Here is a 24,057-nt window from a genome sequence, read left to right on the forward strand (position 1 = left end):
GAGGAACACCCGGATGAGCATACGGCAGAACACCACGACCGGACGCCGCCTGGCGGGGCGGCTCGAAAAAGGGGCCGACCTGCTCCGGGCCCTCGCAGAGATATGCCGCTCCGAAGGGATCACCGGGGGACGGCTCGAGGCGATCGGCGCCGTGACGGCAGCCGTCATCGGCTACTACGACCAAGAGGAGCGCCGCTACCGCTTCACCTCCTTTCCGGGAGGGAGGGAGATCGTCTCCCTCACCGGCAACGTCTCGCTGCTCGACGGGGAACCGATGGTGCACGCCCACATCGCGCTCGCCGACCGCGAGGGCAGGGTCGTCGGGGGGCACCTCGCCGAAGGCACCACCGTCTTCGCCTGCGAGTACCTCATCGAAGAGCACGAGCCGGCAGAGGGCGACCCACTCACGCGCAGCCTGGACGAAGCGACCGGGCTGAAGCTCTGGATGTAGCGCTGCAATTGCCAACCACCCCACTCAATCAATCAAACAGCCATACCAAACCCATCGGATTCGATGGGATGAAGTCCGGCGCAGGCACCCGGATCTGGATCGCTGCTTGGTCAAGAATGAAAGAGTAAACCTATAAGCTGACTTACAAACTGTGCTTGTAAAACAAGAAAGAGCTACAAAGAAAGCCGTTGAGCAGGAAAATGCAGCCGTTCGGCTCCGGCTCCGCCTGTCGGATGGATACGGGCAATCCGCACCGCGCTCGGTGTGACGAGGCAGTCCATTCATGATGCGGAGCGTCGTGAGATGATGGGGCCATCACCATCGCTCAATTGCGTGAAATCTCCATCCGCTGTTTCCCGAACGGGAACGGACGCCATAGCCGTCTGATGGCAGACATCATCGTCGAGCGGCTTTTCGAGCGGGAGCGTTGCAGCTGGGGAGCCGGAAACCGTTCCGCGGCAGGAGAGGCGCGAACGGCATACATCAAAGCAATAAGAGCCGCCGACGCGGGCGATTACCGCCTCTTATCCGTTTTCGCCCGTTCCTGACGCGAGGCCTCACGCCCCAACCAGCCGCAGGTACTCCTCGAGTACGGGCAGGTCGGCCTCGGGGAAGCGGTAGCTGGAAAGCATGTCGCAGGAGATCCATGCCAGATCGTCATGTTCAGCCAGAACAGGTTCGCCGCTGACGAGCGAGCAGCGGAAGGGAACGAGGCGGAGGGAGAAGTCCGGGTAGGCGTGCTCGACCGGCGTGAGGGGGGCGAGGATCTCGACCCTTATCCGCATCTCCTCCATGAGTTCGCGGTGGAGGGCCTGGCGGGGGGTTTCGCCGGGTTCGACCTTGCCGCCGGGAAACTCCCAGAGTCCGCCGAGCGGCCTGCCCTCAGGGCGGCGTGCGATGAGGAAGCGGCCGTCGCGCTCGACGATGGCGCAGACGACCTCGCCGATATGCCGCGCAGGCGCCCTCACTTCAGCTGCAGGAGGAGGTCGGGGCTGATGGAGATCTCGATACCCTGCATGATGCTCTCGAAGAAGACGACCAGGCGCTCCTCGCGGCCCGCCTTGACCACCACGCCCTCCATATCCTTGAAGGGTCCTGCAAGCACGCGCACCTTCTTTCCGTAGGGAATGGAGGAGACCGTCTGGTGCAGGGAGTCCGGCTCGCGGACCAGCGTCTTCAGCCACTCGATGTCACGCTCGCCGATCACCGACGGGTTGCGGCCGATGCCGATGAACTTCACGACCCCTTCGGTCTCGAGCACCTTCACATGCTCGTGCTTCATGTCGATGTTCACGAACACGTAGCCGCGGAAGAGCGGCTCGTATACCTTCTTCTTCCTATCGCTCCACTGCCGGATGGTCTCCATGAGCGGCAGGAAGCTCTCGAGCTCCTTCTCCAGGAGCCACTGGTGGACCTTCTTTTCGTAACGGGACCGGACATAGACCGCGTACCAGTGCGGATCGAAACCTTCAGTCATACGGGAATACGGAACATGGATATTGACAAACACCCCTGCGAAAAACCGGATTTCTCCCGAATTCCGGCACCTTTTTCGGCAGAACCCGCGCACGAGGGGGCTGAAATGTAATCCCTGCCGGGCTGAAAACCACACGGCGGAAAGAAATAATCGCAAAAAACACGAAAACCCGCAACTCCCCTCACCCTCTCCGCAGCGCGTACCAGGCAATACCCATCATCTCGCGCAGGGCGGTGAAAGAGTCGCCGAGCGACTCCGGATCGGGCAGGAACGAGAGCAGGGTGAGGCGCGCCTCGGGCTCCACCCTGTAGTCGACCCGGCAGGGCTCGACCCGGAACCCCTCCCGCCGGAAGAGCATGAGCGAGCGCGGCATGTGGAAGGCGCTGGTGACGAGGATGATGCGACGGCCCTCTCCGAGCAGCTCCCTGGCGCGGCGGGCCTCCTCGGCGGTGTTCGCGGCAACGCCGGTCACCCGCACCGCCCCCTCCGCCACCCCGAGCCGTATCGCCCGGCGCCGGAGCAGCTCGCCCTCGGGAACGAAGTTCGACTTCCAGGGAAGCCTGCCCCCCGTAAAGACGAGCAACGGCGCACGCCCGGCCCTGAAGAGCTCCACGGCGCCCTCGAAGCGGTCGGCCGCCTCCCCCCACTCTCCTAGGGGGGCGCCCGGGATCTGGTTCGTCATCCCGCCCGCCACCACGATGGCGTCGGCCGGAGTCGCCGAAGCAGCCGGAAGCCGTTGTGCCGGACCCTCCATCACGCCCATGAGGGCGTTGCCGACGACAGGCATCGAAAAGCCCCAGAGGAGGGCGATGCCGAGCCACACGAGCGAGCGGCGCCGCAACAGCGTTCCCAGTGCGACGAGCAGCACGGTGAGCCCCGGGGGAAGCAGGAGGAAGGGCAGGATCTTGTAGAGCATCAGCATGCGGCGGCCTCCCCCTCGGGATGTTCCGCGCACCAGCGCTCCATCAGCTGGAGGAACCGCCGGCCGTAGCGCTCGAGCTTCGCCTCGCCGACGCCGCTGACGCCGAGCATCTCCTCCTCGGTTCGGGGGCGCTGGAGCGACATGTCGCGCAGCGTACGGTCGGAAAAGACCATGTAGGGAGCAAGGCCCTGCTCGCGGGCGATCTCCAGACGCAGCAGCCGGAGCTGCTCGAAAAGCTCCCGGTCGCAGGCGCCCTCCGCCGGCGAAGACTTCCGGCGCGCGCCCTTCGGAGCCTCCCTGCGCACCGCCATCTCCACCTTCGCCTCTGCGCGCAGCACCGCCACGGCCTTTTCGGTCAGCATGAGGACCGGGTAGAGGCCTTCCGACTTCACGATCACCCCGCGCACCTGCAGCTCGTCGACGAGCTGGCGCCAGAACTTTTTCTCACGACCCTTCCCCGCCCCGTAGGTCTTGATCCGGTCGTGGCCGAGCTCCAGGATCTTTTTGTTCGAGCTGCCGGTGACGATATCGATGACATGCGTCGCCCCGAAGCGCTCGTCGGTCCGGACGATCGCCGAGAGCAGGATCTGCGCTTCGACGCTGCAGTCGAGAGCGCTGTAGCTGCCGTTGCAGACGTCGCAGGAAGCGCAGTTCTCCTTCGGGTAGGCCTCCCCGAAATGCCCGAGCAGGGCGCGGCGGCGGCAGACGGCCGAAGCGGCGAACGCCGCCATCTTCGAGAGCGCGGACAGCGCACGGGCGCGCTCTTCCCCCTCCGGCATCGCGTCGATGAAGAAGCGGACCTTGGCGATGTCGCCCTGGCTGTAGAGGAGGGTGCAGTGCGCCGGCTCGCCGTCGCGTCCGGCTCGGCCGGTCTCCTGATAGTAGTTCTCGATGCTCCTCGGAAGGTCGGCGTGGATGACGAAACGGATGTTCGACTTGTCGATGCCCATGCCGAAGGCCACGGTGGCCACGATCACCTCCGCCTCGTCGCGGATGAAGGCGTCCTGGTTCCGCTCCCGCTCCTGGTCCTCGAGCCCCGCATGGTAGGGCAGGGCCCGGATCCCCTTCCCCTGCAGCATGCGGGCGGTGTCGCCGACGCTCTTGCGGCTCGCGCGGTAGATGATGCCGGCCTTGCCCCGGTGGCGCTTGAGCAGGGAGAGGATCTGGCGGTCGGCGCCCTCCTTGAAGAGCACCTCGTAGGTGAGGTTCGGGCGGTCGAACGAGGCCCGGACGAGAAAGGGGTCGCGCAGCGCGAGGCGGCGGAGGGTGTCCTCCTGCACGCGCTCGGTGGCGGTGGCCGTGAAGGCGGCGACGGGGGCGGCTCCGGCGAGTTCCACAAGCGCCGAAAGCGAAAGGTAGTCGGGGCGGAAATCGTGGCCCCACTCGGAAATGCAGTGCGCCTCGTCGATCACCGCCATGCTGATCCGGACCCCCGAGAGCATCGAGCGGAAGGAGTCGACGGCGAAGCGTTCGGGCGCCACGTAGAGCAGGTCGAGCCGGCCCGCCATGAGATCCCGAACCACCGCCTGCCGCTCTTCGGGGGGCTGCGTACTGTTGAGGAAGGCCGCCCGGATGCCGTTCTGGCGGGCCCCGTCGACCTGGTCCTTCATGAGGGCGATGAGCGGGCTGACGACGAGGCAGGTGCCCTCGAGAAGGACGGCCGGGAGCTGGTAGCAGAGCGACTTGCCGCCTCCCGTCGGCATCACGGCCATGACGTCTCGCCCCTCGAGGAGCGCCCGGACCACCTCGTGCTGGTTCGGGCGGAACGAGCGGAACCCGAACACCCGGTGGAGCGTCTCATGGACCGCCGCATCAGAAACCTGAACCCTCATGGAACGAAGCTGGAAACAGTTGTGGGAAAGCCGGAACCCTCCGGCATGACCCCTTATATACGCAGAACCGCCGGGAATGCAAAGGCGGCAGAGGAAGGGCGGGCTAGCGGAGGCCGCGGAGGCCCAGCCGGACAAGCCGGAAAGCCGAACGAAGCAGGGCGGGGTCCGTAAGGAAGGGGAGAAAACGCGATGCGCTCCCGAGCGGCTGACGGGGGTTGTTGCGCAGCCACTCCCCCTGGTAGAGCACCGCCATCAGGCTGTCCATCGGAACCGAAGCGGCGAAACGGGCGAGATCCGCAAGGCGGAGCCCCGCCGCTCCTGCGACCGGCGTCATCGTGAGCCGGCGCGTGCCGTCCTCCGCCTCGAGCAGGAACTCGAGCGCCCTTCCCCCGGAAAGCCCCACCCGCAGCCGTACCGGCCGCAGCGCCTGGGCGGAACGGTGTTCGCGCGTCAGCATGCCCCCCTCGGCCCCGGCGAACCCCAGGAGCGCCCTGGAGAGGGCCTCCTCGATCGCCTCCGGCGTGAGGCTCCTGTTCACCCGCAAGAGCAGCGAGATCTGGAGCAGTTCGGCCATGAGCGCAACCAGCGCCCCCCTCTTCCCGCCGCGCTTCATGAGTGAACCGAAGCGGCTGAAGGAGAGGGTGCAGTAGGCCATCAGCTCCACCAGCTCCCCGGGCCCCATCCCTCCGGCAGAGACCACGGGGCTGAAGTTGTTGTAGAGGTCCCAGTCGCGCGAGCGGATCATCCCCTCGCGCTCATAGGTCCGGTAGACCTCCGTGCCGGGATAGGGCGTCATCACCATGAAGAGCACCTGGCTGAGCCCGAGCCGGCGGGCGTAGTCGGGGTAGCTGCGGCAGGACTCGGCCGTTTCGTCCGGCGTGCCGAGGATGAAGTACCCCTCGGTGCCGATGCCGTGTCGGCGGCAGATGGCGACGGCGCGCTCGATCTCCTCGAGGGCGTTCTTCTTGTTGAGAAGGCGGAGGGTCTCCGGGTTCGGGCTCTCGATGCCGATACCCACCTTCTGGAGCCCCACCGCCTTCAGCTTCTCCATGATCTTCTCGGCCCGGACGAGGTCCGCCGCCCTCGTCTCCGTCATGATCCTGAAGTTCGTCAGCCCCCGCTCGATCATGAGGTCGCAGATCCGCTCCGCCCGCCTGATGCTGGTGAGGAAGTTGGCGTCCCAGATCTTCAGCAGCTTCTTCGTTCGAGGGTCGTGCAGAAGCTCGATCTCCCTGACGACGTTCTCCGCCGAACGGGCCCGCCACTTCCCGTGCATCTGGCTGTTGGCGCAGAACGAGCACGACCAGGGACATCCGCGCGAGGTGTAGATGGTGTCGATGGAGTACTCCCCCCCGTGCTCCCCGTAACGCTCCGGGCGGAGATTGCGCAGGGGGAAACGGATGGTGTCGATGTCGGCGATGAGGGGCCGCGGCTCCGTCCTGACGATTGCGCCGCCCTCGCGGTAGGCGATCCCCTTGAGGGTGCGCGACGGTCCGCTGAGCACCAGCTCCCGGAAGGTCTCCTCCCCCTCCCCGATGACGACGAGGTCGATGGCGGGCTCCCGAAGCACCTCTTCGGGAAGCGCCGTCGGGTGGAAACCGCCGACCACGACGAACGAGCCGGCATCCCGTGCGATGCGTGCAAGACGGAGCGCCTGGTTCCAGGCGCCGGTCATCGAGGAGATGGCCACAAGATCGCAGGGGTGCCTCCGGAGGAGGCGTTCGAGGCTGTCGAAGACCCGCTCGTCGTAGCAGTGCTCCGGCATGACGAGGCTCTCGGCCACATCCTCCACCGCGGCGCCGAGGTACGCGACGCCGATGCAGTCCGAGATGTAGCGCGGAAACGGGGTGACGACCGCCTGCGGAGCCTCGACGAGGCACAGGTTCCTGAAATATGCCATACCGGCCTCACGGCTTGCGAGTATTGAAAAACCTGCAAGGAAGACTGTCTCTTCACTTGCCCGCCCTTGTAATTCCGGCACAGTGGGGATGCCATGGGCGGCTGAACGATCTGTGTGTGTAAAAGTAATGTACGCAAACGCGGCAGACATAAAAAAAGCCGCCCCCGAAGCGATCCGGGGGCGGCCGTGCCGGAAACCGGCAGCGCTGGATGGAGGAAAGGGATCAGGCGCCGGCCATCATGGCCTCGACGTCGCCCTCGACCGTTCCGATCCCTTTGATGCCGAACTTCTCGACGAGCACCGAGGCGACGTTCGGGGTCAGGAACTCCGGAAGCGTGGGTCCGAGGCGGATGCCCTTCACGCCGAGATGGAGGAGCGCAAGCAGCACGGTGACCGCCTTCTGCTCGTACCAGGCGATGTCGAAGGAGATCGGCAGGTCGTTGATGTCGTCGAGCCCGAACACCTCCTTCAGCTTCAGGGCGATGACCGCCAGCGAGTAGCTGTCGTTGCACTGGCCGGCGTCGAGCACCCTCGGGATGCCGCCGATGTCGTCGAGCTGCAGCTTGTTGTAGCGGTACTTGGCGCACCCGGCAGTCAGGATCACGGTGTCGTCGGGCAGCGCCTCGGCCACGCCGGTGTAGTACTTGCGCGAGGCATGCCGTCCGTCGCAGCCGGCCATGACGACGAAGCGCCTGATGGCGCCCGATTTCACGGCATCGACCACCTTGTCGGCGAGGGCGATCACCTGGTTGTGGGCGAACCCTCCGACGATCTCGCCCGTCTCGATCCCGACCGGGGGCTTGCAGCCCCTGGCCAGCTCGACGAGCGCCGAGAAGTCCTTGCTGCCGCCTTCCGGGCGGGCCGGGATGTGGCGGAGCCCGGGATAGCCCGCCATGCCGGTCGTGAACATCCGGTTGCGGTAGGACTCGCGGACCGGCACGATGCAGTTCGTCGTCATGAGGATCGGGCCGTTGAAGGACTCGAACTCACGGTCCTGCTGCCACCAGGAACCGCCGTAGTTGCCGACGAAGTGCGGGTACTTCTGGAAGGCCGGATAGTAGTGGGCCGGGAGCATCTCGCAGTGGGTGTAGACGTCCACGCCGGTGCCCTCGGTCTGCTTCAGGAGGTCCTCCATGTCCCGCAGGTCGTGGCCGGAGATGAGGATGCCGGGGTTGGTGCCGACGCCGATGTTCACCTTCGTGATCTCCGGGTTGCCGTAGGTCGAGGTGTTGGCGCGGTCGAGCAGCGCCATCGCCTTCACGGCCGTCGCGCCGGTCTCCAAAACGAGCGCGGTCAGTTCGTCGGCGGAGTGCTCTTCGACGAGGGCGGCGAGCCCCCTGGCGTAGAAGGCGTAGATCTCCTCGTCCTCGAAGCCCAGCACCGAAGCGTGGTCGGTGTAGGCGGCAAGCCCCTTCAGGCCGTAGAGCACGAGGCTCTTCAGCGAGCGGAGGTCCTCGTTCCCGTCATACGAGTCGAGGCCCACGCTCTCGGCTTTGCGGAGGAACTCCTCGCGGCTGCTTCCCGTCCAGCCGAGGACGTCGAGCTCCGGCACCGGGGAGAGCTTCGCCAGGAGCCGGTCACGCATGGCCAGCGTTTTGTTGATCTCCTCCGTGATCGCCACGTCGTCGAAATTGGTGTTGGTGACGGTGACGAAGAGCGATTCGCTGATGCGCCGTCCCGCCTCGGGCGGCACCCCGCCCTCCTGGCGGCCCGCCGCAACGCCGAGCCCGACGGCGGCGTAGACCAGGACGTCCTGGAGTTTTGCCGTCATCTCGTCCTTTCCGCACACCCCCCTCGCAGTGCATCCCGTTCCGTGGATGCTCTCCTGGCACTGGTCGCAGTACATTGCCATGATCTTCTTCTCCTTTGTTTTTATGTTGTTGCCTGTTCGGCCGGAAGCAGGTCCGCAAGCCGCCTGTCGGCCGCCGCCCCATCCCTGTCGCCACTCTTCTCTTTCATCTCCGCCCGGCTCCTGAAGGCCGCCCTGAGGAGAAGCCGGTTGTTCGGGCGTTTCTCGATGATGGCCGTGAAGTCCTCGATCGCCCCATCGAGATCGCCCTCTCGCGCCCGGCACATCCCGCGGTTGCCGAGGGCGACGATGGCCTCGCGGAAGCGCAGTCCCGTCTTCAGGGCCATCGTGTAATCCTTTTCGGCGCCGTCCCACTCTCCCCTGCTGCTTCGCGCGTTGCCGCGGTCAAACCAGGCCATGGGATCAAGGGGCCTCTCCTCTATGAAACGGCTGAGCTCCCCTTCCGTTCCCCGGTATGCGCCCATCGCGTCTTTCAGCATGCGTCCTCCCGTATCGGCCTCAGTGTACCCAGGCTTCGTCAATCACCTCTCCGCGGATCGAAACGACGATCCTTTTGACCGGCACTCGGCGCGATGCCCGCCTCAGGGCCTCCTCGACCACCGCCATCAGTCCCCCGCAGCAGGGCACCTCCATCAGCATCACCGTGATGGTGTCGACGCCGCCCAGATCGATCATGGCGGTGAGTTTTTCCAGGTAGACATCCATGCCCGAATCGAGCTTCGGGCAGGCGATCGCAAGGCTCCTCCCCCTGAGGTGGCGGCTGTGGAAATCCCCCATCGCGAACGCCGTGCAGTCGGCCGCGAGCAGGAGGTCGGAACCCCGGTAGTAGGGGGCGTCGGGCGAAACCAGGTGCAGCTGCACCGGCCACTGCCGCAGCGCACCCGGCCCTCCGGCCGCGGGCTCGGGAGCCTCCGCCTCGCCGAACGCCACCGTCCGGCTTCCGGGGCATCCGCCGCCGGATGGACGTGCGGCCGGCGCGCCGCCCGGAGCGGCGTGGAGCGGATTTTCGATCCCGTTCTCCGCCATGTAGGAGAGCGCTTCGCGCAGGTACTCCGTGGCGCCGTGGTCGCGCAGGTGGCAGAGGTGCGCGGCAAGCACCGCCGCACCCTTCGGCACGATCCCCTCCCGCATCACCCGCCGTTCGTCGTAGGGTTCCGCCTCGCGGGTCTCGATCTGCATGGCACCGGTCGGGCAGTGGCCCACGCAGGCGCCGAGCCCGTCGCAGAAGAGGTCGCTGACGAGACGCGCCTTGCCCCCTATCAGCTGCAGCGCCCCCTCTGGGCACCCCGGGATGCACTCGCCGCAGCCCGTGCAGCAGCTTTCGTCTATCTGTATCACCTGTCGTTTCATTCGATGCACTCCTGTTGGGGCACCTTCCCCGCCGCTTCCAGGTCGCGGAGCAGGCTGCCGATCGTTATTTTTTCGAATTCGTTCTGCACCACCCGTTCGATGCGCAGGATCTGGTGGCGCAGCACACAGCGCGCGCGATTCTTGCAGAGCTGCTTGCGAAAGAGGCACTCCGAGACCTGCACCGGCCCCTGGAAGATCTCGATCAGCTCGCGCACGGCGACCCCGTCGGGATCGCGCTTGAGCATGAACCCTCCGGAAGCCCCCTCACGTGAGACCACCAGGCCATGGTGGATCAGCTCCTGCAGGAGTCGGCGCAGGAACTGGTAGGGGATCTCCTGCTCGGCGGCGATCACCTTCGCCGAGAGGTACCTTCCCGGCGAGGAGGCGAGGGAGAGCAGCGCCCGCACGGCGTAGTCGGTTTTTTTGTTCAGTACTTTCATTGCAGCCCGTTTTAAATGATACCAATTAAGTATCAGTTAGGATAATGAAAAGGAAATCCCGGTGCAAATAATTCCGCGGCGTACGATTTTTTTTGAAAAATCATTCCCGAGCCCTGCCGTGCCGCGATATGGGAACGGTTTTTCGCGAAATAGAGGGGGGACGTTATATTGGGATTTCAGGCTGCCGCCACGGCGCTGCAGCAGAGAACAGGAACAAGCCCCTGAAGGAAGAAAGGTTATGCTGCAACAGAAGACCGCCGCCTACCAGGCAATCGAGAGGCTGCGCCGAAGCGGCCGATTCCCCTCCGGAGAGGAAAGGACGGAGCGGCTGAAAGAGGAGGCGGACCGGTTCATCGCCGAGATGCGCCGCGAGCGCACGGCGGCCGCACGGGAGCTCGGCGGGATCTTTCACCTGCAGGAGTTCTTCGACGGCACGCTGCGGACCGACGAAAGGGAGCTGATGGACAGCCCCGACCTTCCGGAGGACCGGAAGCTCCGGATGGCCCGGGCCCTCGAGCGCCAGAGCGGCATGCTCCAGCTGAACCGGCGCTTCGTCGCCCTCCTCTCGCCCCTCATACGGGAGCTGGCCAGAGGAAGCGGCCGCGAGACGAGGGTGCTGGAACTTGCCGCCGGCGCCGGAGGACTTTCGCTCGCACTCGGCCGCGAAACAAGGGACCGGGGACTGCCCTGCCGGGTGACCGGCACGGACATCGTAGCGGCCTACGTTGAAGCCTCGAGCCGGGAGGCCGAACGGGAAGGGCTGGAGGTGCGCTTCCGCACACTCGACGCCTGCCGCGCGGAGGAGATCGAAAGCGAACCGGCCGACCTGGTGCTCGTCGCCCAGAGCCTGCACCACTTCAGCCCGGGGGAACTCGCACTGATGGTGAGGGGCGCCAGGGAGGCGGGAGCCAGGGCGTTCGTCGGCATCGACGGGTACCGAAGCCCCCTCGTTGCCGCCGGAGTGCCGCTCGTGGCCGCCCTGCAGGGCATCGCCGAGTTCGCCCTGGACGGGCTGACCTCGGCGAGGAAATTCTACAGCGAAGCGGAACTCGACGCAGTGATCGAAATCGCCACCGGGGAGAGGAACCACCTGGTCCTCAACCGCTGGCCGCTCACCCTCGTCCTTGCACGTTTCGACGGCGTGCGGGCAGAAGAAACAGAGATTCCCCTGGCCTGAGGGCCGGAAGAACATTGAAGAACATTGTCAATAACCCAAGACAAAGGAGCACCCGAGATATGAAACCACTCAAGATCGTCGCAGCCGCCGCCCTGGCGCTCGCAGCCATCCAGTTCGTTCCGTTCGGCCGCAGCCACGTCAATCCCCCGATCACCGGAGAGCCCGCCTGGGACACTCCCCGGACCCGCGAACTGTTTTTCCGGAGCTGCCGCGACTGCCACTCGAACGAAACCGTGTGGCCATGGTACAGCAATGTCGCCCCCCTCTCCTGGCTCGCATCGCTCGACGTCTCGATCGGACGCAGGAAGTTCAACGTCTCCGAGTGGGGACGGCCGGGGCGCAACGAGGGAGACGAAGCCGCAGAAGAGGTGAGGGAAGGAAAGATGCCGCCGTGGTTCTACATGCCGTCGCATCCCGAAGCCCGGCTCACCCCGGAAGAGAAGGAGACGCTTGTGCGCGGCCTTGAAGCCACCTTCGGAACGAAGGACGGACACGATGGCGAGGGCCACTAGGCAGCGGGCGGGGCAATGAACGGCACCCGGAGGCTTGCGCTCCACATCGGGCTTTTCCTTGCCACCGTCCTCACCACCCTCTGGGCCGGGGTCGCCTGGTCCGGAGGAACCGTGCGGCTTGAGAACGCGGGAGCCTGCCTGCGCTCACTGCAGGGGGGCGCCGCCTACAGCGCGGGACTTCTCACCTTCCTCACCGTCCACGAGTTCGGCCACTACTTCGCCAGCCTGCGCCACGGCGTCAGGGCCACCCTCCCCTACTACATCCCGGTCCCGCCGCTGCCCTCGCTGCTCAGCCTCGGCACGATGGGTGCCGTCATCAGGATCCGCGACAGGATGCCCGGCACGAAGGCCCTCCTCGACATCGGCGCCGCCGGCCCGCTCAGCGGGTTCATGGTCACGCTCGGCCTCCTCGTATGGGGGTTCCTCGCCCTGCCGGCAGTCGGCGCCGCCGAAGCGCACCCGCTTGCGGCGGCCGACGCCGGGGAGACGATCGTCTTCGGCCGGAACCTGCTCTGGATCATCCTCGAAAGGCTGCTCCGGCCGGAGGGCCCTGTCCCGATGAGCCAGCTCCCGCTGCACCCGCTGCTCTTCACCGGATGGATCGGCGCCTTCGTCACCGCCCTGAACCTTCTGCCGGCCGGACAGCTCGACGGAGGCCACGTCACCTACGCCATGTTCGGCCGGAGGGGCCACCGGCGGATCGCCCGCACGACGCTCTCGGCAATCACCCTCCTCGGCCTCCCCTCGATGCTTGAGCTGCTCCTGCCGGGCACGGTCCCGGGGGCCCTCCTGGCATGGTCCTGGCCGGGGTGGCTGCTCTGGGCCGCCATCATCTGGAAGCTCCTCGGCACCGCCCATCCTCCGGCCCTCTCCGAGCGAAGGCTCGAGGGCGGGCGTCGCGCCGCCGGGTGGCTCACCGCCTCGGTCTTCCTCCTCACCTTCACCCCCGTTCCATTCAGCGTACTATGAACGACGACGCCACGACCCCCTTCCGCTGCCGCAGCCGCACGCTCGACTTTTCCCTCGGGGCGAAGGTCATGGGCATCCTCAACACCACGCCCGACTCCTTCCACGACGGCGGCACCCTCGCCTCCTCCTCCGGCGGGCTCGACCTCGAGCGGGCGCTCGAACGGGCGCGGCGGATGCTGCGTGAGGGCGCCGACATCCTCGACATCGGCGGAGAGTCCACCCGGCCCGGAGCCGAGACCGTCGGTACCCCCGAGGAGATCCGGCGCACCGCGCCGCTCATCCGGCTCCTCCGCCGTGAAACCGACGCCGTCATCTCCATCGACACCTACAAGGCGGAGGTGGCCGAAGCGGCCCTCGAAGCCGGCGCCGACCTCGTCAACGACATCTCCGGGTTCTCGTTCGACGGCGCCATGGCGGGGGTCTGCCGTCGCTACGGCGCCGCGGCCGTCCTCATGCACACGGCCGTGCGTCCCGCCGAAATGCAGTGGAGCACCGGCACCACCGAAGGAGAGGGAGACATCGTCCGATCCGTCCGGGAGTTCCTCGCGGAGGCCGTGCGGCGCGCCGAGGATGCGGGGGTCCCCGACACCATCGTCGACCCCGGGTTCGGGTTCGGCAAGAGCGTCAGGGAGAACTTCGAACTCCTCCGCCGCCTCGGCGAGCTGCGCGCCGCCGGCCGGCCGATCCTTGCCGGGCTCTCGCGCAAGTCCTTTCTCGGCAAGGTCTCCGTTCCCGAAGGCGAAGCGGCACTGCCGACCGGGGAACGCCTTCCGGCGACGATCTCCGCCGAGACCCTCGCGCTCGTGCAGGGAGCCGACATCATCCGGGCCCACGACGTGCGAGAAGCCAGGGCCTGCGTCATGGTGGTGCGGGCGATGCGCGAAGGAGCCGGCTGAATGCCGCCCGGCATGCGTCCCTACTGTTTTTTTTCTTACCTTACAAGCTTATAAGAGAGCAACCCCCAGAGCCGCCCCCATAGCGGACCCCGACTGAACCAAGCACCGTCAGGATGTACCTCTCCAAGATCGAACTCTTCGGGTTCAAAAGCTTCGCGCACCGCGTCAGGATAAGCTTCGACAAGGGACTGACGGCCATCGTCGGGCCGAACGGCTGTGGCAAGACCAACGTGGTCGACGCCATCCGCTGGGTCCTCGGCGAGCAGAAGTCCTCGCTGTTGCGCTCGGCAAAGATGGAGAACATCATCTTCAACGGCTCGAAGAACCTCAAGCCGCTCAGCTTCACCGAGGTATCGCTCACCATAGAGAACACCCGCAACGTCCTGCCGACCGAGTATACGGAGGTCACCGTCACGCGCAGGATCTACCGCAACGGAGAGAGCGACTTCCTGCTCAACCAGGTCCCCTGCCGGCTCAAGGACATCCTCGACCTCTTCACCGACACCGGCATGGGCAGCGACGCCTACTCGGTGATCGAGCTGAAAATGATCGAGGAGATCATCAGCAACAAGAGCGAGGAGCGCATGAAGCTCTTCGAGGAGGCCGCCGGCATCACCCGCTACAAGCAGCGCCGCAAGCAGACCTTCCGCCAGCTCGAGAGCGCCTCGCGCGACCTCAGCCGCGTCGACGACCTCCTCTCGGAGGTGGAAAAGAAGGTCCGCAGCCTGAAGCTCCAGGTCCGCAAGGCCGAAAAGCTCAAGGAGCTCAAGACAGAGCTGCGCGCGCTCGGCCTGGCGCTCTCGTGGAAACAGATGGAGGAGCTCCAGGAGAAGGTCGAACCGCTCGAAAAACGGATCCAGGAGGAGGAGAACCAGAACCACGAGCTCGCGGCCAGGATGGCCACCGAAGACAGCGCCATCCAGGAGGCCGAGGTACGCCAGCTCGAAGAGGAAAAAGCGCTTTCCGACAGCCAGAAACGGGTGAACGCCTGCAACGAGGCGGTCCACGAACTCGAAAAACGCATCCTCCAGCAGGCCGAGCACGAAAAGAAACTGCACTCCGACATCGAGCGCGTCACTGCGCTTTCGGAGGAAAAGAGCCGGCAGATCGGGCGCGAACAGGCCGTTTCGGCGGAGCTTGAGGCCAAAAGGCCCGAAAGCGAGCGGAAGTGCAGCGAGCTGGAGGCGGCCTACCGGGCGCTCGCAAAGGAGCACGACCAGCTCAACGCCACGCTCCGCCGCCAGCGCGACACGCTCGCCCGGGAGCGCGCCGAGAGTGCCGAGCAGCAGAAAGAGGCCAACCGGCTCGCCATGCAGCGCCAGTCGCTCGAAGCCCGCCGCGAGCACCTCCGCGGCACGATTGAGAGGCTCGAGGCGAAAAAGAGGGCCGCCGAAGAGAAGCTCGAAACCTCAAAGCCCGAAGGCGACAGGCTGCGCCGGGATCTCGAGGCGAAAGGAGCGCTGAGGGAGGATGCGCGAAAGGAAGAAGAGGCCCTCGCCGAAAAACGCGAGAAACAGCTCGCCCTGCTCGAGTCGCTCAAAGAGGAGCTCCTGACGCTCCGCCAGTCGGCAGGAGGCATCCAGAACCGGATACTGCTCGCCAACTCCGTCCTCGACAGCTTCGAGGGGATGCCGGAGGGGATCGGGTTCCTGGAGAAGGAGCAGGAGAAGCGGGCGGGCATCGGCTGCATGACCGACCTCATCTCGACGGGCGAGGAACACCGCCGGGCCCTCAACGCCGCCCTCGGCGAGGCGATGAACTACTACGTCTCGAAGACGCTCGACGAGGCACGCGAAGGCGCCGCCGCGCTGCGCCGGAAAGGCAAGGGAAAGGTGCACTTCCTCGTACTCGAGCTCCTGAAGGCCAAAGCGGCCCGGCCGGCAGCGATCGAAGGGGCCCGCCCGGCCCTCGAGCTCCTTACGGCGCCCGCCGAGCTCGAGGGTGCGCTCGCGTTGATGCTCGAGGGCTGCTACGTCGTCCTTGACCTCGCCGCGGCAGAAGCGCTCGCATTCAAGCACCCGGAGGCGACCTTCGTCACGCCCGAAGGGGAGAAATTCTCCCTGCAGGGCACCCTCCTCGGCGGCAGCCCGAAAGGGAGCGAAGGACTCCGGCTCGGCAAGAAGACGGAACGCGACCGCCTCGAAAAAGAGCTCGCCTCGCTTGAGCGCTCGATCGGCGTGAAGGAGGAGGAGCGCAGGAGCGTCGAGGAAGGGCTGCAGGGGCTGAAGGGCGACCCGCTGCGGCGCACCATCTCCGAGCTGGGAAGCGCACTCTCGGCACTCGAGCGCCAGATCGCCCGCCACGAAGCCGAGGGCAACGCCCTCCGCCAGGAGATCGCCGGCGCACAGTCGGAAGCGCGCACCGCCGGCGAAGCCGAAGCTGCGGCCGCCGCGGAACTCGAAAAGCTCCTCCCCTCCCTCAAGGAGGGAGAGTCCGGCACCGAGCGCCGCCACGAGGCCATCGGGGCCCTGCAGGCGGAGCTCACCGAGCTCGAGGAGCGCCACCACGAGATGGGCCGCCAGGTGCAGAACCGCCAGAGCAGCTGGCGCGACGCCCTGCTCGAGCTCGAAAAGCTCCGGCTCGGAATCGAGGGCTCGAGGAAAAACCGTACCGCCCTCGAGGAGGAGGTCCGCCGCCTCAAAGAGGAGGAACAGACGGCAAGGGAAGCGCTCAAAGGGGGCGAGGGAGATGCCGCCGCCATGCAGCAGGAACTCGAAACGCTCATGGTGCAGGCCGCCACGGAGCAGAAGGCGCTGAACGAGAGGGAATCGAACTACCGCCAGGAACAGGTCCGCCACCAGGACGCGCGCGCCGGGGTTCGCGAAATGAACCGCAAGCTCGAGGTCGGTCGCCAGCTGCTCGCGGCGCTCCGGGAGGAGCGCGCCGAAGTGAACCGCAAGCTCGACCACCTCTATACCGAGGTGCGCCTGAAGTACGGCCTCGAGCTCTCGACGATGGAGCGCCCCCCGATGGAGGGAACCGAAGAACCCGAAGCCGCCCTCAGGCGCCTCGAGGAGCTCGAGCGGCAGCGCGAGCAGTTCGGGGCCGTCAACGAGCTGGCGCTCGAGGAGTACGACACCGAAAAGGAGCGATTCGACTTCCTCACGGAACAGAAAGCCGACCTGGCCGCAGCCGAGACCCAGCTGAGGGAGACCATCGAGGAGATCAACCGCACCGCGCTCCGGAAGTTCGAGGAGACCTTCCGCGAGGTACGAAAGAACTTCACCACGATCTTCCAGGAGCTCTTCGACCCCCAGGACGAGGCCGACCTGTTGATCCACACCGCCGAAGACCCGCTCGAGGCCCACATCGAGATCGTCGCCAAGCCGAAGGGCAAAAAGCCGCTCTCTATCGAGCAGCTCAGCGGAGGCGAGAAGGCGCTGACCGCCCTCTCGCTCCTCTTCTCCATCTACCTCGTCAAGCCGAGCCCCTTCTGCATCCTCGACGAGGTCGACGCGCCGCTCGACGACGGCAACGTCGGACGGTTCGTCAAGCTCCTGAAAAAATTTGAGAATAACACCCAATTTATTATTGTTACGCACAACAAGAACACCATGGCCTCGTGCCAGGCGCTCTACGGCGTCACAATGGAGGAAGAGGGCGTATCGAAGCTGATACCGGTCCGACTCGAAAAAATCAGGCACTGAAGGGTGCCGGGAAGCGTACATGCCCAGAAAACTTGTGTTGTTTGACATAGACGGAACGCTGCTCAACGTCGGCCCCGTCAACCGCCGGGTCATCCAGGATGCACTCCTGGAGGTCTACGGCACCGAAGGCAGCGCGGCGACCCACAGCTTCGCCGGCCGGATGGACAACGTCATCATCCGCGAGGTGCTCGAGGAGACGGAGCTCGCGGCGGAGGAGATCGAGGAGAAGTTCGACCGTGCCAAGGCGGCCTACATCCGCCTCTTCCGGGAGCGCGCCACCCCGGCCGACGTCACCCTCACGGAGGGCGTCGTCCCCCTGCTCGAACGGCTCGCCTCCCGCACGGACATCCTGGTCGGGCTCCTGACCGGCAACTTCGAAGCCTCCGGCCGCCACAAGCTGAAGCTGCCCGGCATCAACCACTTCTTCCCCTTCGGCGCCTTCGCCGACGACGCGCCGCACCGCAACGACCTGCCCGCCGTGGCGGTCGAGAAGGCCCGGCAGCTCACCGGAGAGCGCTTCAGCGGCCACGACGTCGTCGTCATCGGCGACACCGAACACGACATCAACTGCGCCAGGGCGCACGGCGCCCTCGCGCTCGCCGTCGCCACCGGCACCTACTCCCTCGACCGGCTCCGTACGCACGAGCCCGACGTCCTGCTGGAAAACTTAAACCGGCCGGACATCGTTATAGGTGAGATACTCCGGCCTTCAACCATTTAACACCGCTCTTTTATGAAGACCTACCGTAGACAGATCCGTGAAAAGATCCTCCAGGCGCTCTATACCATGGAACTCCGCGAGACGGACATCGAATCTGCGGCCGACTGGCTCCTCACCCCCGAAATCAAGGGCGACCCCAATGCCATGAAGTTCTTCAACCTCCTCCTCGGCAGCATCAAGGGGAACAGGGAGGAGATCGACCGGCTCATCGCGGCCCATACCTTCAACTGGGACATGAACCGCATCGCCATCATCGACAAGAACATCCTGCGCATGGCGCTCGCCGAGCTCCTCTACTGCGAGGACATTCCGCCGAAGGTATCCATCAACGAAGCCATCGAGATCGCCAAGAAGTTCAGCAGCACCGACAAGAGCAGCAAGTTCGTCAACGGCATCCTCGACGCCATCTTCAACGAACTGAAGGCCGAAGGGAAGATCCGGAAGAACGGCCGCGGCCTCATCAACCACTCCCCGGCCAAAGCGCAGAAAAGCGAACCGGAAACGTAGCCGCAAGCGTGATGCCCGCCTTGACGACCCTTTCCGAAGAGCGCCGGATCGTCGCCGTCGGCGACATACACGGCTGCGTCCGGACGCTCGAGGCACTCCTCAGGGCGATCGAGCCGGGCCCCGACGACCAGCTGGTCTTCCTCGGCGACATGATCGACCGCGGCCCGTCCTCCCGCCAGGTGGTGGAACTGCTGCTCCGGCTCGAACGGCGCTGCAGCTGCCACTTCATCGCCGGCAACCACGAGCTCATGCTGCTCGAAGCCATCGCGACGGGGAACCCCGACGCCTGGCTCCGGAGCGGCGGCATGGCGACCGTCGAATCCTACGACGGGCTCCTGCCGATGGAGTTCCCTCCCGAACACCTCGGGCTCCTGCGGCGCTGCCGCACCCACGTCGAGACCGAACACTACCTCTTCGTGCACGGCGGCATCGACCCCGAGCTCACCGTTGCCGAGAACCTCCGATTCCATGAACCCGAAACCTTCAGCTGGCGTCGTGAGCATCTCCAAAGCCCCTACCTCGAGGAAGGCGGCTTCCCCTGGGAAAAGACGGTGGTCTGCGGTCATACGCCCGTCCCCGCGCCGCTCCTGACGGAGAACCTCATCGCCCTGGACACCGGCTGCGTCTTCACCGGGCGGGCGCACCTCGGAACGCTTTCGGCCATCATCCTCCCGGAACGGAGGATCATCAACCGGAAAAACATCGAAACACACCCCTGACCCACGAACCATGAGCCTCCGCCCGAAAGAGAAGATCGAATTCCTCCGCGAAGTCCTCGGAGCCCGCTACCCCGACCCGAAGAGCGAACTGGTCTTCAGCTCCCCCTTCCAGCTCCTCATCGCCACCATCCTGGCCGCCCAGTCCACCGACCGGCAGGTCAACGTCATTACGAAGGAGCTCTTCAGGGCGGCTCCCGACGCCGGGCGGATGGCATCGATGGAACTCGAGGAGGTCAAGGGGTACGTGCGCTCGATCAACTACTTCAACAACAAGGCGAAAAACATCCTCGCCGTCAGCCGGATCCTCATGGAGGAGCACGGAGGAGAAGTCCCCGAAAGCCGCGAAGAGCTCGAAAAGTTGCCGGGCGTCGGGCGCAAGACGGCCAACGTCGTACTCGCCGCAGCCTTCGGCCGGCCGGTCATGCCGGTCGACACCCACGTCCACCGGGTCTCGAACCGCATCGGGCTCTGCCGGACGGAAAAGGTCGAGGAGACCGAAGCGGCGCTCATGAAGATCATCCCCGAAGAGTGGGTGGTCGACTTCCACCACTACCTGCTCCTCTTCGGCCGCTACACCTGCAAGGCGAAAAAGCCGGCCTGCCGGGAGTGCCCGGTACGCGAAATCTGCCGGAACCCCCAGGACACATGAACGAAGAAGGCGCACGGTCCCCTGAACGGAACCGTGCGCCCTCGGGGAACGCCAGCCGGGAAGCAGTGCGACTAGAGCAGCTCGATCTTCCGGTCGACGGCGTACTCCCACTCGCCCTCCGGACGGTGGCGTTTACCCGCCCAGAGCTCGAGCGTGACCCCCCTCGGTGAGGGAATGGGAGAGGTGAAGATCTCGACCTGGAAGATGAACTCCTCGAGCAGGTCCGACCAGGCCTTTTCAAGCGAGCCTCCACCATACGCGCTGCACGCTTCAAGCCCCCCCTGGCCGGAGCGGAAATAGTCGGTAAGGTAGACGAAGCTGTCGGGCATGAGGAAGCCTCCGCGGAAGGTGCCGCGGGAGCGTTTGAGGCCGGGCAGCTCCACCCAGAACTCAAGCAGCGACTCCCCGTCGAGCTCGCGATCGGCGGCAAAGCGGCCGACAAGCTCGCGGACGGTGGTGGCGATGAGCGCACGGTTCTCGTCGCTGAGTTCGTGCATGGCGAAGTTCGGCGTATGGTCTCGCATGGCGGATGGCGTGTCTGTTATGGGTTCGTCGGAAGGGGGAATCAGTGGTAAATATACGCCCTATTCGGCGGCTCTCCCAACATCCCCTCAGGAAATCGTGCCGGGCGCATGCCGCGCACGGCGTTGGCCATATAGACGGCATCGGCCTCCCGGAGGTCCCGGAGGGTGAGCGGCTGCTCCCGGGCGTCGGGCCGGGTGCGGAGGATGTAGGAGCGCCAGACCCCGTCGAGGATGCCTGCCTCGAGGGGAGGGGTGAGAAGGCGGCCGCCCTTCCTGACGAAAACCGTGCTGATGGCCCCTTCGGCCACCTCGCCCCGCTCGTTCAGGAAGAGAAGCTCGTCGAAGCCCTTGTCCGCGGCACGGCGATAGCGCCGGTCGTAGAACTCCCGGAGGGTGGTCTTGTGGCGCAGCATCGGGTTCCGGGAGTCGATGCGCTCCTCCGACAGCAGCAGGCGGAGCGGCTCGGTTCCCTCCCGGGGCTCGATGGCAAGGGCTTCGGCCGAGAGCACGCCCCCGGCCGAAAGGTCGAGCCGCACCTTGAACCGGCGCCCCGAGGAACGAAGCGTCCGCTCGAGCCGCAGAAGCTCGGCTTCAGCCGCCTCGAGACTGAACGGCAGCCCGAGCGCCGCAGCCGATCCCCCGAGCCGGCGGAGATGCTCCGGAAGCAGCAGGTACTCCCCGTTCCAGAGAATGCTCTCGAACAGCCCGAATCCGGGCCGGGAGGTGGCGCCGAGGATGGCCGCCTTCAGCCGGCACTCCTGGAGCTCCCGCTCCGGCTCCGAATCCCAGACGATCCCTCCGCCGGCGCCGTAGAGGCCCGCCCCATCCTGCAGCTCCGCCGTCCTGATGGCAACGCTGAAGACCATTCCGCGCTTCGGCGAAATCCAGCCGATCGTCCCCGTATAGGCCCCCCTCGCCGAATCTTCGAGCCGTCCGATGAGCTGCATCGAGCGCACCTTCGGCGCCCCGGTGACGGAGCCGCAGGGGAAGAGCGCGCGGAAGAGGTCGAAAAGGGAGGTTCCCGGGCGGAGCTCGCCGCCGATGCGGGAGACCATCTGGTGCAGGGTCGGCCAGCTCTCGGTCGCAAAAAGCTCCCGCACCTCGACCGAACCGGGACGGCAGATGCGGCCGAGATCGTTGCGCAGGAGATCGACGATCATGAGGTTTTCCGCACGGTCCTTCCCCGAATCCGTGAGGCCACGCAGGAGGCGGCTATCCTCCTCCTGCGTCCGGCCGCGCGCCGCGGTCCCCTTCATCGGCATGGTCTCGATCGCGCACCCGTCCGAGCGGAAGAAGAGTTCGGGCGAGAAGGAGAGGATGCTGCGGCCGGCAGCCCGGACGAGGGCGGCATAGGAGGCGGGCTGGGAGGCGTGCAGCCGGCTGAAGAGGGCGGAGGGAGAGCCGTCGGTGCGGAAGCGGTAGCGGCCGGTGAAGTTGACCTGGTAGACGTTGCCGGCCGCGATCTCACGGCGGACGGCCGCGATCTTTTCGCCGTAGGCCGCTTCGGCGAGGCTGAAGGAGAGGTCGTAGGGCCCGGCGTCGCCGGAAACGGCCCCACGGGCCCTCGCCGCTTCGGCCTCAACGGCCGTAAAACGCTCCGGCACGCCGTAGACCCCGAACCACCCCATGGGAAGGCCGTCGGCCCTCGGAGCCGCATCGGGGAACGAGCCGCTCTCGAAACCCGCTCCGGCCTCGTAGTCGAGCCATCCGGCAAGGTGGAACCCCCGGTCGAGCCACCCTTCGAGTTCCCGGAAGAACCGCCCGAGCTCCTGCGGCCGGTGGAGCGCAACTGCAGCCACGGGATCGGAAAAAAGCATGGCCGCGCACCCTTCGGGCTCGCAGAACGCCGATTCCAGCCAGACGGATCCCTCCCGGCCGATGCCCCCCGCCACCTTCAGGCCCGCTCGAACCGGATGGTGCGGCCGAGCACCGTTTCGAGCCATGACTTCAGCTGCTCGGCGGCCCAGATCTCGATGTCGGGATCGGAGTGGGTCGTCAGACAGAGGAGCAGGCGCTCCCCCTCGTCCCGGACCTCGATGCGCTCGACGTTCTGGCGATGGCCGCGCTCAAGGCCGTTGGCGATGCGAAGGATCCCAGAGAGCACGTCGATTGCACGCCGATGCTTCGCTTTCAGCGAGGCGTAGGAGGCATGTTTTTCCGAAGGAGGCGACTTGCGGTGGTAGCGGGCGACGTTGGCGATGACGGCGGTTTCCGAGGGGGAGAAGCCGCGGAGCTCGCCGTTGAGGATGATGTACTGCGAGTGCTTGTGGTGCGAGGAGATGGAGATGAAGGTGCCGATGTTGTGCAGGAGCGCCGAGTATTCGAGCAGCTCGCGGTAGTGGCCGTCGAGGCCGTGGAGTGAGGCGAGCTCGTCGAAGAGCTGCAGGCTGAGCCGGGCGACCTGCTCCGAGTGCTCCCGGTTCCAGCCGCAGCGGAACCCAAGCTCCCGCACGCTCTCCCGGCGGATGTCGAGCTCGGGATCGGGGCACCGGCGCGGACTGCCGAGACTGCACTGCTGCAGGTAGTGCAGCACCATCCCCTCCCGCAGCGACGAGTCCGAGACGACGATCTCCTCGAGCTTGAAGAGGCGGAAGATCATGTTGACGAGGATCAGCCCCGGCACGATGAGATCGACCCGCTTCTCGTCGAGGCCGGTCATCTTCCTCCGCTCCAGGGAGCCGAGCGGCATCACCTTCCCGTAGAGTTCCTCGAACTCGCTGCGGGTGAACGAGCTGCTGTTGAGCGAACCCTCGCCCTCGCCGCCCTGCATCGAGCGGATCATGCGCGCGATGTTCTCGGCCGTGCCGGAAGAGGCGATGGCCCGGTCGACGCCGATCTTCCCGGCAGCCTCCACGGCCGAGACCATCTCGGCGGCGAAGAACTGCTCGAGGAGCTTGACTTCGCGGGAAGTGACGGGATCGTTCGAAATGAAGCGCTCGAGCATGCGGGCCACACCGATCTTGCGGCTCTCGAGCAGGTGGACACCCTGGCGGTTGGCGATGACGAACTCGACGGATCCTCCGCCGATGTCGAAGAGGAGGTCGTAGCCGTCGCGGAGGGCGACGGCGTTGCGGACCCCGTAATAGATGAACTCGGCCTCCTCGAGTCCGGAGATCACCTTCACCTTCAGGCCGGTCTCGTCGCGGATGCGCTGGATAAAATCCTGCTGGTTCTTGGCCTCGCGGATGGCGCTCGTGGCAAAGGCGAGGACATTGTGCAGCTCCACGCCGTGCTGGGCGGCAAGGACCAGGAAGTTCTTCAGGGCGGCGATGCCGTCGTGCATCGAAGCATCGTCGAGCATTTTCGTCGAGATGCTTCCGCGGCCGATGCAGATCATGTCCTTGACCCGGTCGATCTCGACGATGCCCTTTCCGGGGCTGTCCTCGACAATGACCATGTGGAAGGAGTTCGTACCGAGATCTATGGCAGCAACCCTCATGGCGTCGTCCGGCATAGTGGTGCGGGGATGGGATTTCAGGGAAGCGGAAGAGGGCCTTGCAGGGCCGCTATCCGTCAAAGGTAGTGAATTTTAGAAAAAAAGACGGGCGGGAGAG

23 protein-coding genes are annotated in these 24,057 nt (G+C 65.8%); 11 read left to right on the plus strand and 12 right to left on the minus strand.

Annotated features, from left to right (window positions below; genetic code table 11):
• Positions 1-13: 13 nt before the first annotated feature.
• Together E0L29_RS02580 and E0L29_RS11490 are read left to right on the plus strand one after the other, a co-directional pair.
• Complete coding sequence (locus E0L29_RS02580; RefSeq protein ID WP_131354217.1) at positions 14-451, plus strand: PPC domain-containing DNA-binding protein; 438 nt, start codon at positions 14-16, stop codon at positions 449-451.
• Positions 452-837: 386 nt separating this feature from the next.
• Positions 838-999: a hypothetical protein gene (locus E0L29_RS11490; RefSeq protein WP_165498801.1), complete on the plus strand. Its 162-nt coding sequence runs from the start codon at positions 838-840 to the stop codon at positions 997-999.
• A gap of 9 nt (positions 1,000-1,008) precedes the next feature.
• On the opposite strand, the gene E0L29_RS02585 is transcribed toward E0L29_RS11490, so the two are convergent.
• The 9 genes from E0L29_RS02585 to E0L29_RS02625 all read right to left on the minus strand — a co-directional run bounded on the left by E0L29_RS02585 (position 1,009) and on the right by E0L29_RS02625 (position 10,182).
• On the minus strand, positions 1,009-1,419 hold the full coding sequence (locus E0L29_RS02585) for a (deoxy)nucleoside triphosphate pyrophosphohydrolase (protein ID WP_131354219.1): 411 nt from the start codon (positions 1,417-1,419) through the stop codon (positions 1,009-1,011).
• A complete protein-coding gene (locus E0L29_RS02590) occupies positions 1,416-1,928 on the minus strand; it encodes a UpxY family transcription antiterminator (RefSeq protein ID WP_131354221.1) in 513 nt (170 codons plus the stop codon). The genes E0L29_RS02585 and E0L29_RS02590 overlap by 4 nt, the downstream gene beginning before the upstream one ends.
• 181 nt (positions 1,929-2,109) lie before the next feature.
• Positions 2,110-2,850: a YdcF family protein gene (locus tag E0L29_RS02595; protein WP_131354223.1), complete on the minus strand. Its 741-nt coding sequence runs from the start codon at positions 2,848-2,850 to the stop codon at positions 2,110-2,112.
• The gene (gene recQ, locus E0L29_RS02600; protein WP_131354225.1) at positions 2,844-4,682 is read right to left on the minus strand and encodes a DNA helicase RecQ; all 1,839 of its coding nucleotides are present in this window, start codon (positions 4,680-4,682) and stop codon (positions 2,844-2,846) included. Before recQ ends, E0L29_RS02595 begins: the two co-directional genes overlap by 7 nt.
• 103 nt (positions 4,683-4,785) lie before the next feature.
• On the minus strand, positions 4,786-6,582 hold the full coding sequence (locus E0L29_RS02605; RefSeq protein WP_131354227.1) for a radical SAM protein: 1,797 nt from the start codon (positions 6,580-6,582) through the stop codon (positions 4,786-4,788).
• Positions 6,583-6,805: 223 nt separating this feature from the next.
• On the minus strand, positions 6,806-8,434 hold the full coding sequence (hcp, locus tag E0L29_RS02610) for a hydroxylamine reductase (RefSeq protein WP_165498802.1): 1,629 nt from the start codon (positions 8,432-8,434) through the stop codon (positions 6,806-6,808).
• Between the two features lie 20 nt (positions 8,435-8,454).
• Positions 8,455-8,871, minus strand: a complete 417-nt coding sequence (locus E0L29_RS02615) for a tetratricopeptide repeat protein (protein WP_131354229.1) — start codon at positions 8,869-8,871, stop codon at positions 8,455-8,457.
• Positions 8,872-8,890: 19 nt separating this feature from the next.
• Entirely contained in the window at positions 8,891-9,742 is an 852-nt protein-coding gene (locus E0L29_RS02620; RefSeq protein WP_131354231.1) for a 4Fe-4S binding protein, read from the minus strand.
• Positions 9,739-10,182 carry an Rrf2 family transcriptional regulator gene (locus tag E0L29_RS02625; protein WP_131354233.1) on the minus strand — a complete coding sequence of 148 codons (444 nt, stop codon included), beginning with the start codon at positions 10,180-10,182 and terminating at the stop codon, positions 9,739-9,741. Before E0L29_RS02625 ends, E0L29_RS02620 begins: the two co-directional genes overlap by 4 nt.
• 238 nt (positions 10,183-10,420) lie before the next feature.
• On the opposite strand from E0L29_RS02625, the gene E0L29_RS02630 reads away from it, so the two are divergent.
• The 9 genes from E0L29_RS02630 to nth all read left to right on the plus strand — a co-directional run bounded on the left by E0L29_RS02630 (position 10,421) and on the right by nth (position 19,979).
• Positions 10,421-11,359, plus strand: coding sequence for a methyltransferase domain-containing protein (locus E0L29_RS02630; protein WP_131354235.1), 939 nt, complete (start codon positions 10,421-10,423; stop codon positions 11,357-11,359).
• Between the two features lie 59 nt (positions 11,360-11,418).
• Complete coding sequence (locus tag E0L29_RS02635; RefSeq protein WP_131354237.1) at positions 11,419-11,871, plus strand: heme-binding domain-containing protein; 453 nt, start codon at positions 11,419-11,421, stop codon at positions 11,869-11,871.
• A gap of 15 nt (positions 11,872-11,886) precedes the next feature.
• Positions 11,887-12,840 (plus strand): site-2 protease family protein, encoded by a 954-nt coding sequence (locus E0L29_RS02640; RefSeq protein ID WP_131354239.1) that lies wholly within the window; start codon positions 11,887-11,889, stop codon positions 12,838-12,840.
• Positions 12,837-13,736, plus strand: a complete 900-nt coding sequence (gene folP / locus E0L29_RS02645) for a dihydropteroate synthase (protein WP_131354241.1) — start codon at positions 12,837-12,839, stop codon at positions 13,734-13,736. The genes E0L29_RS02640 and folP overlap by 4 nt, the downstream gene beginning before the upstream one ends.
• 113 nt (positions 13,737-13,849) lie before the next feature.
• On the plus strand, positions 13,850-17,383 hold the full coding sequence (gene smc / locus E0L29_RS02650) for a chromosome segregation protein SMC (RefSeq protein WP_131354243.1): 3,534 nt from the start codon (positions 13,850-13,852) through the stop codon (positions 17,381-17,383).
• Positions 17,384-17,402: 19 nt separating this feature from the next.
• Positions 17,403-18,104 (plus strand): HAD family hydrolase, encoded by a 702-nt coding sequence (locus E0L29_RS02655; protein ID WP_131354245.1) that lies wholly within the window; start codon positions 17,403-17,405, stop codon positions 18,102-18,104.
• A gap of 12 nt (positions 18,105-18,116) precedes the next feature.
• Complete coding sequence (gene nusB / locus E0L29_RS02660; RefSeq protein WP_131354247.1) at positions 18,117-18,611, plus strand: transcription antitermination factor NusB; 495 nt, start codon at positions 18,117-18,119, stop codon at positions 18,609-18,611.
• Between the two features lie 11 nt (positions 18,612-18,622).
• Positions 18,623-19,330, plus strand: coding sequence for a metallophosphoesterase family protein (locus E0L29_RS02665; protein WP_131354249.1), 708 nt, complete (start codon positions 18,623-18,625; stop codon positions 19,328-19,330).
• A gap of 10 nt (positions 19,331-19,340) precedes the next feature.
• Positions 19,341-19,979 carry an endonuclease III gene (gene nth, locus E0L29_RS02670; protein ID WP_131354251.1) on the plus strand — a complete coding sequence of 213 codons (639 nt, stop codon included), beginning with the start codon at positions 19,341-19,343 and terminating at the stop codon, positions 19,977-19,979.
• Positions 19,980-20,050: 71 nt separating this feature from the next.
• On the opposite strand, the gene E0L29_RS02675 is transcribed toward nth, so the two are convergent.
• From E0L29_RS02675 to E0L29_RS02685, 3 genes are read right to left on the minus strand one after another with little or no spacing between them, the layout of a single operon-like run.
• Positions 20,051-20,503 (minus strand): hypothetical protein, encoded by a 453-nt coding sequence (locus E0L29_RS02675; RefSeq protein ID WP_131354253.1) that lies wholly within the window; start codon positions 20,501-20,503, stop codon positions 20,051-20,053.
• Between the two features lie 41 nt (positions 20,504-20,544).
• Positions 20,545-22,446 carry an aminodeoxychorismate synthase component I gene (gene pabB, locus E0L29_RS02680; protein WP_242664246.1) on the minus strand — a complete coding sequence of 634 codons (1,902 nt, stop codon included), beginning with the start codon at positions 22,444-22,446 and terminating at the stop codon, positions 20,545-20,547.
• A complete protein-coding gene (locus tag E0L29_RS02685; protein ID WP_131354256.1) occupies positions 22,398-23,957 on the minus strand; it encodes a Ppx/GppA phosphatase family protein in 1,560 nt (519 codons plus the stop codon). Before E0L29_RS02685 ends, pabB begins: the two co-directional genes overlap by 49 nt.
• Between the last annotated feature and the right edge of the window lie 100 nt (positions 23,958-24,057).

The sequence above is a fragment of the Chlorobium sp. N1 genome, assembly GCF_004332115.1.
In the GTDB taxonomy this organism is placed as follows: Bacteria; Bacteroidota; Chlorobiia; order Chlorobiales; family Chlorobiaceae; genus Chlorobium.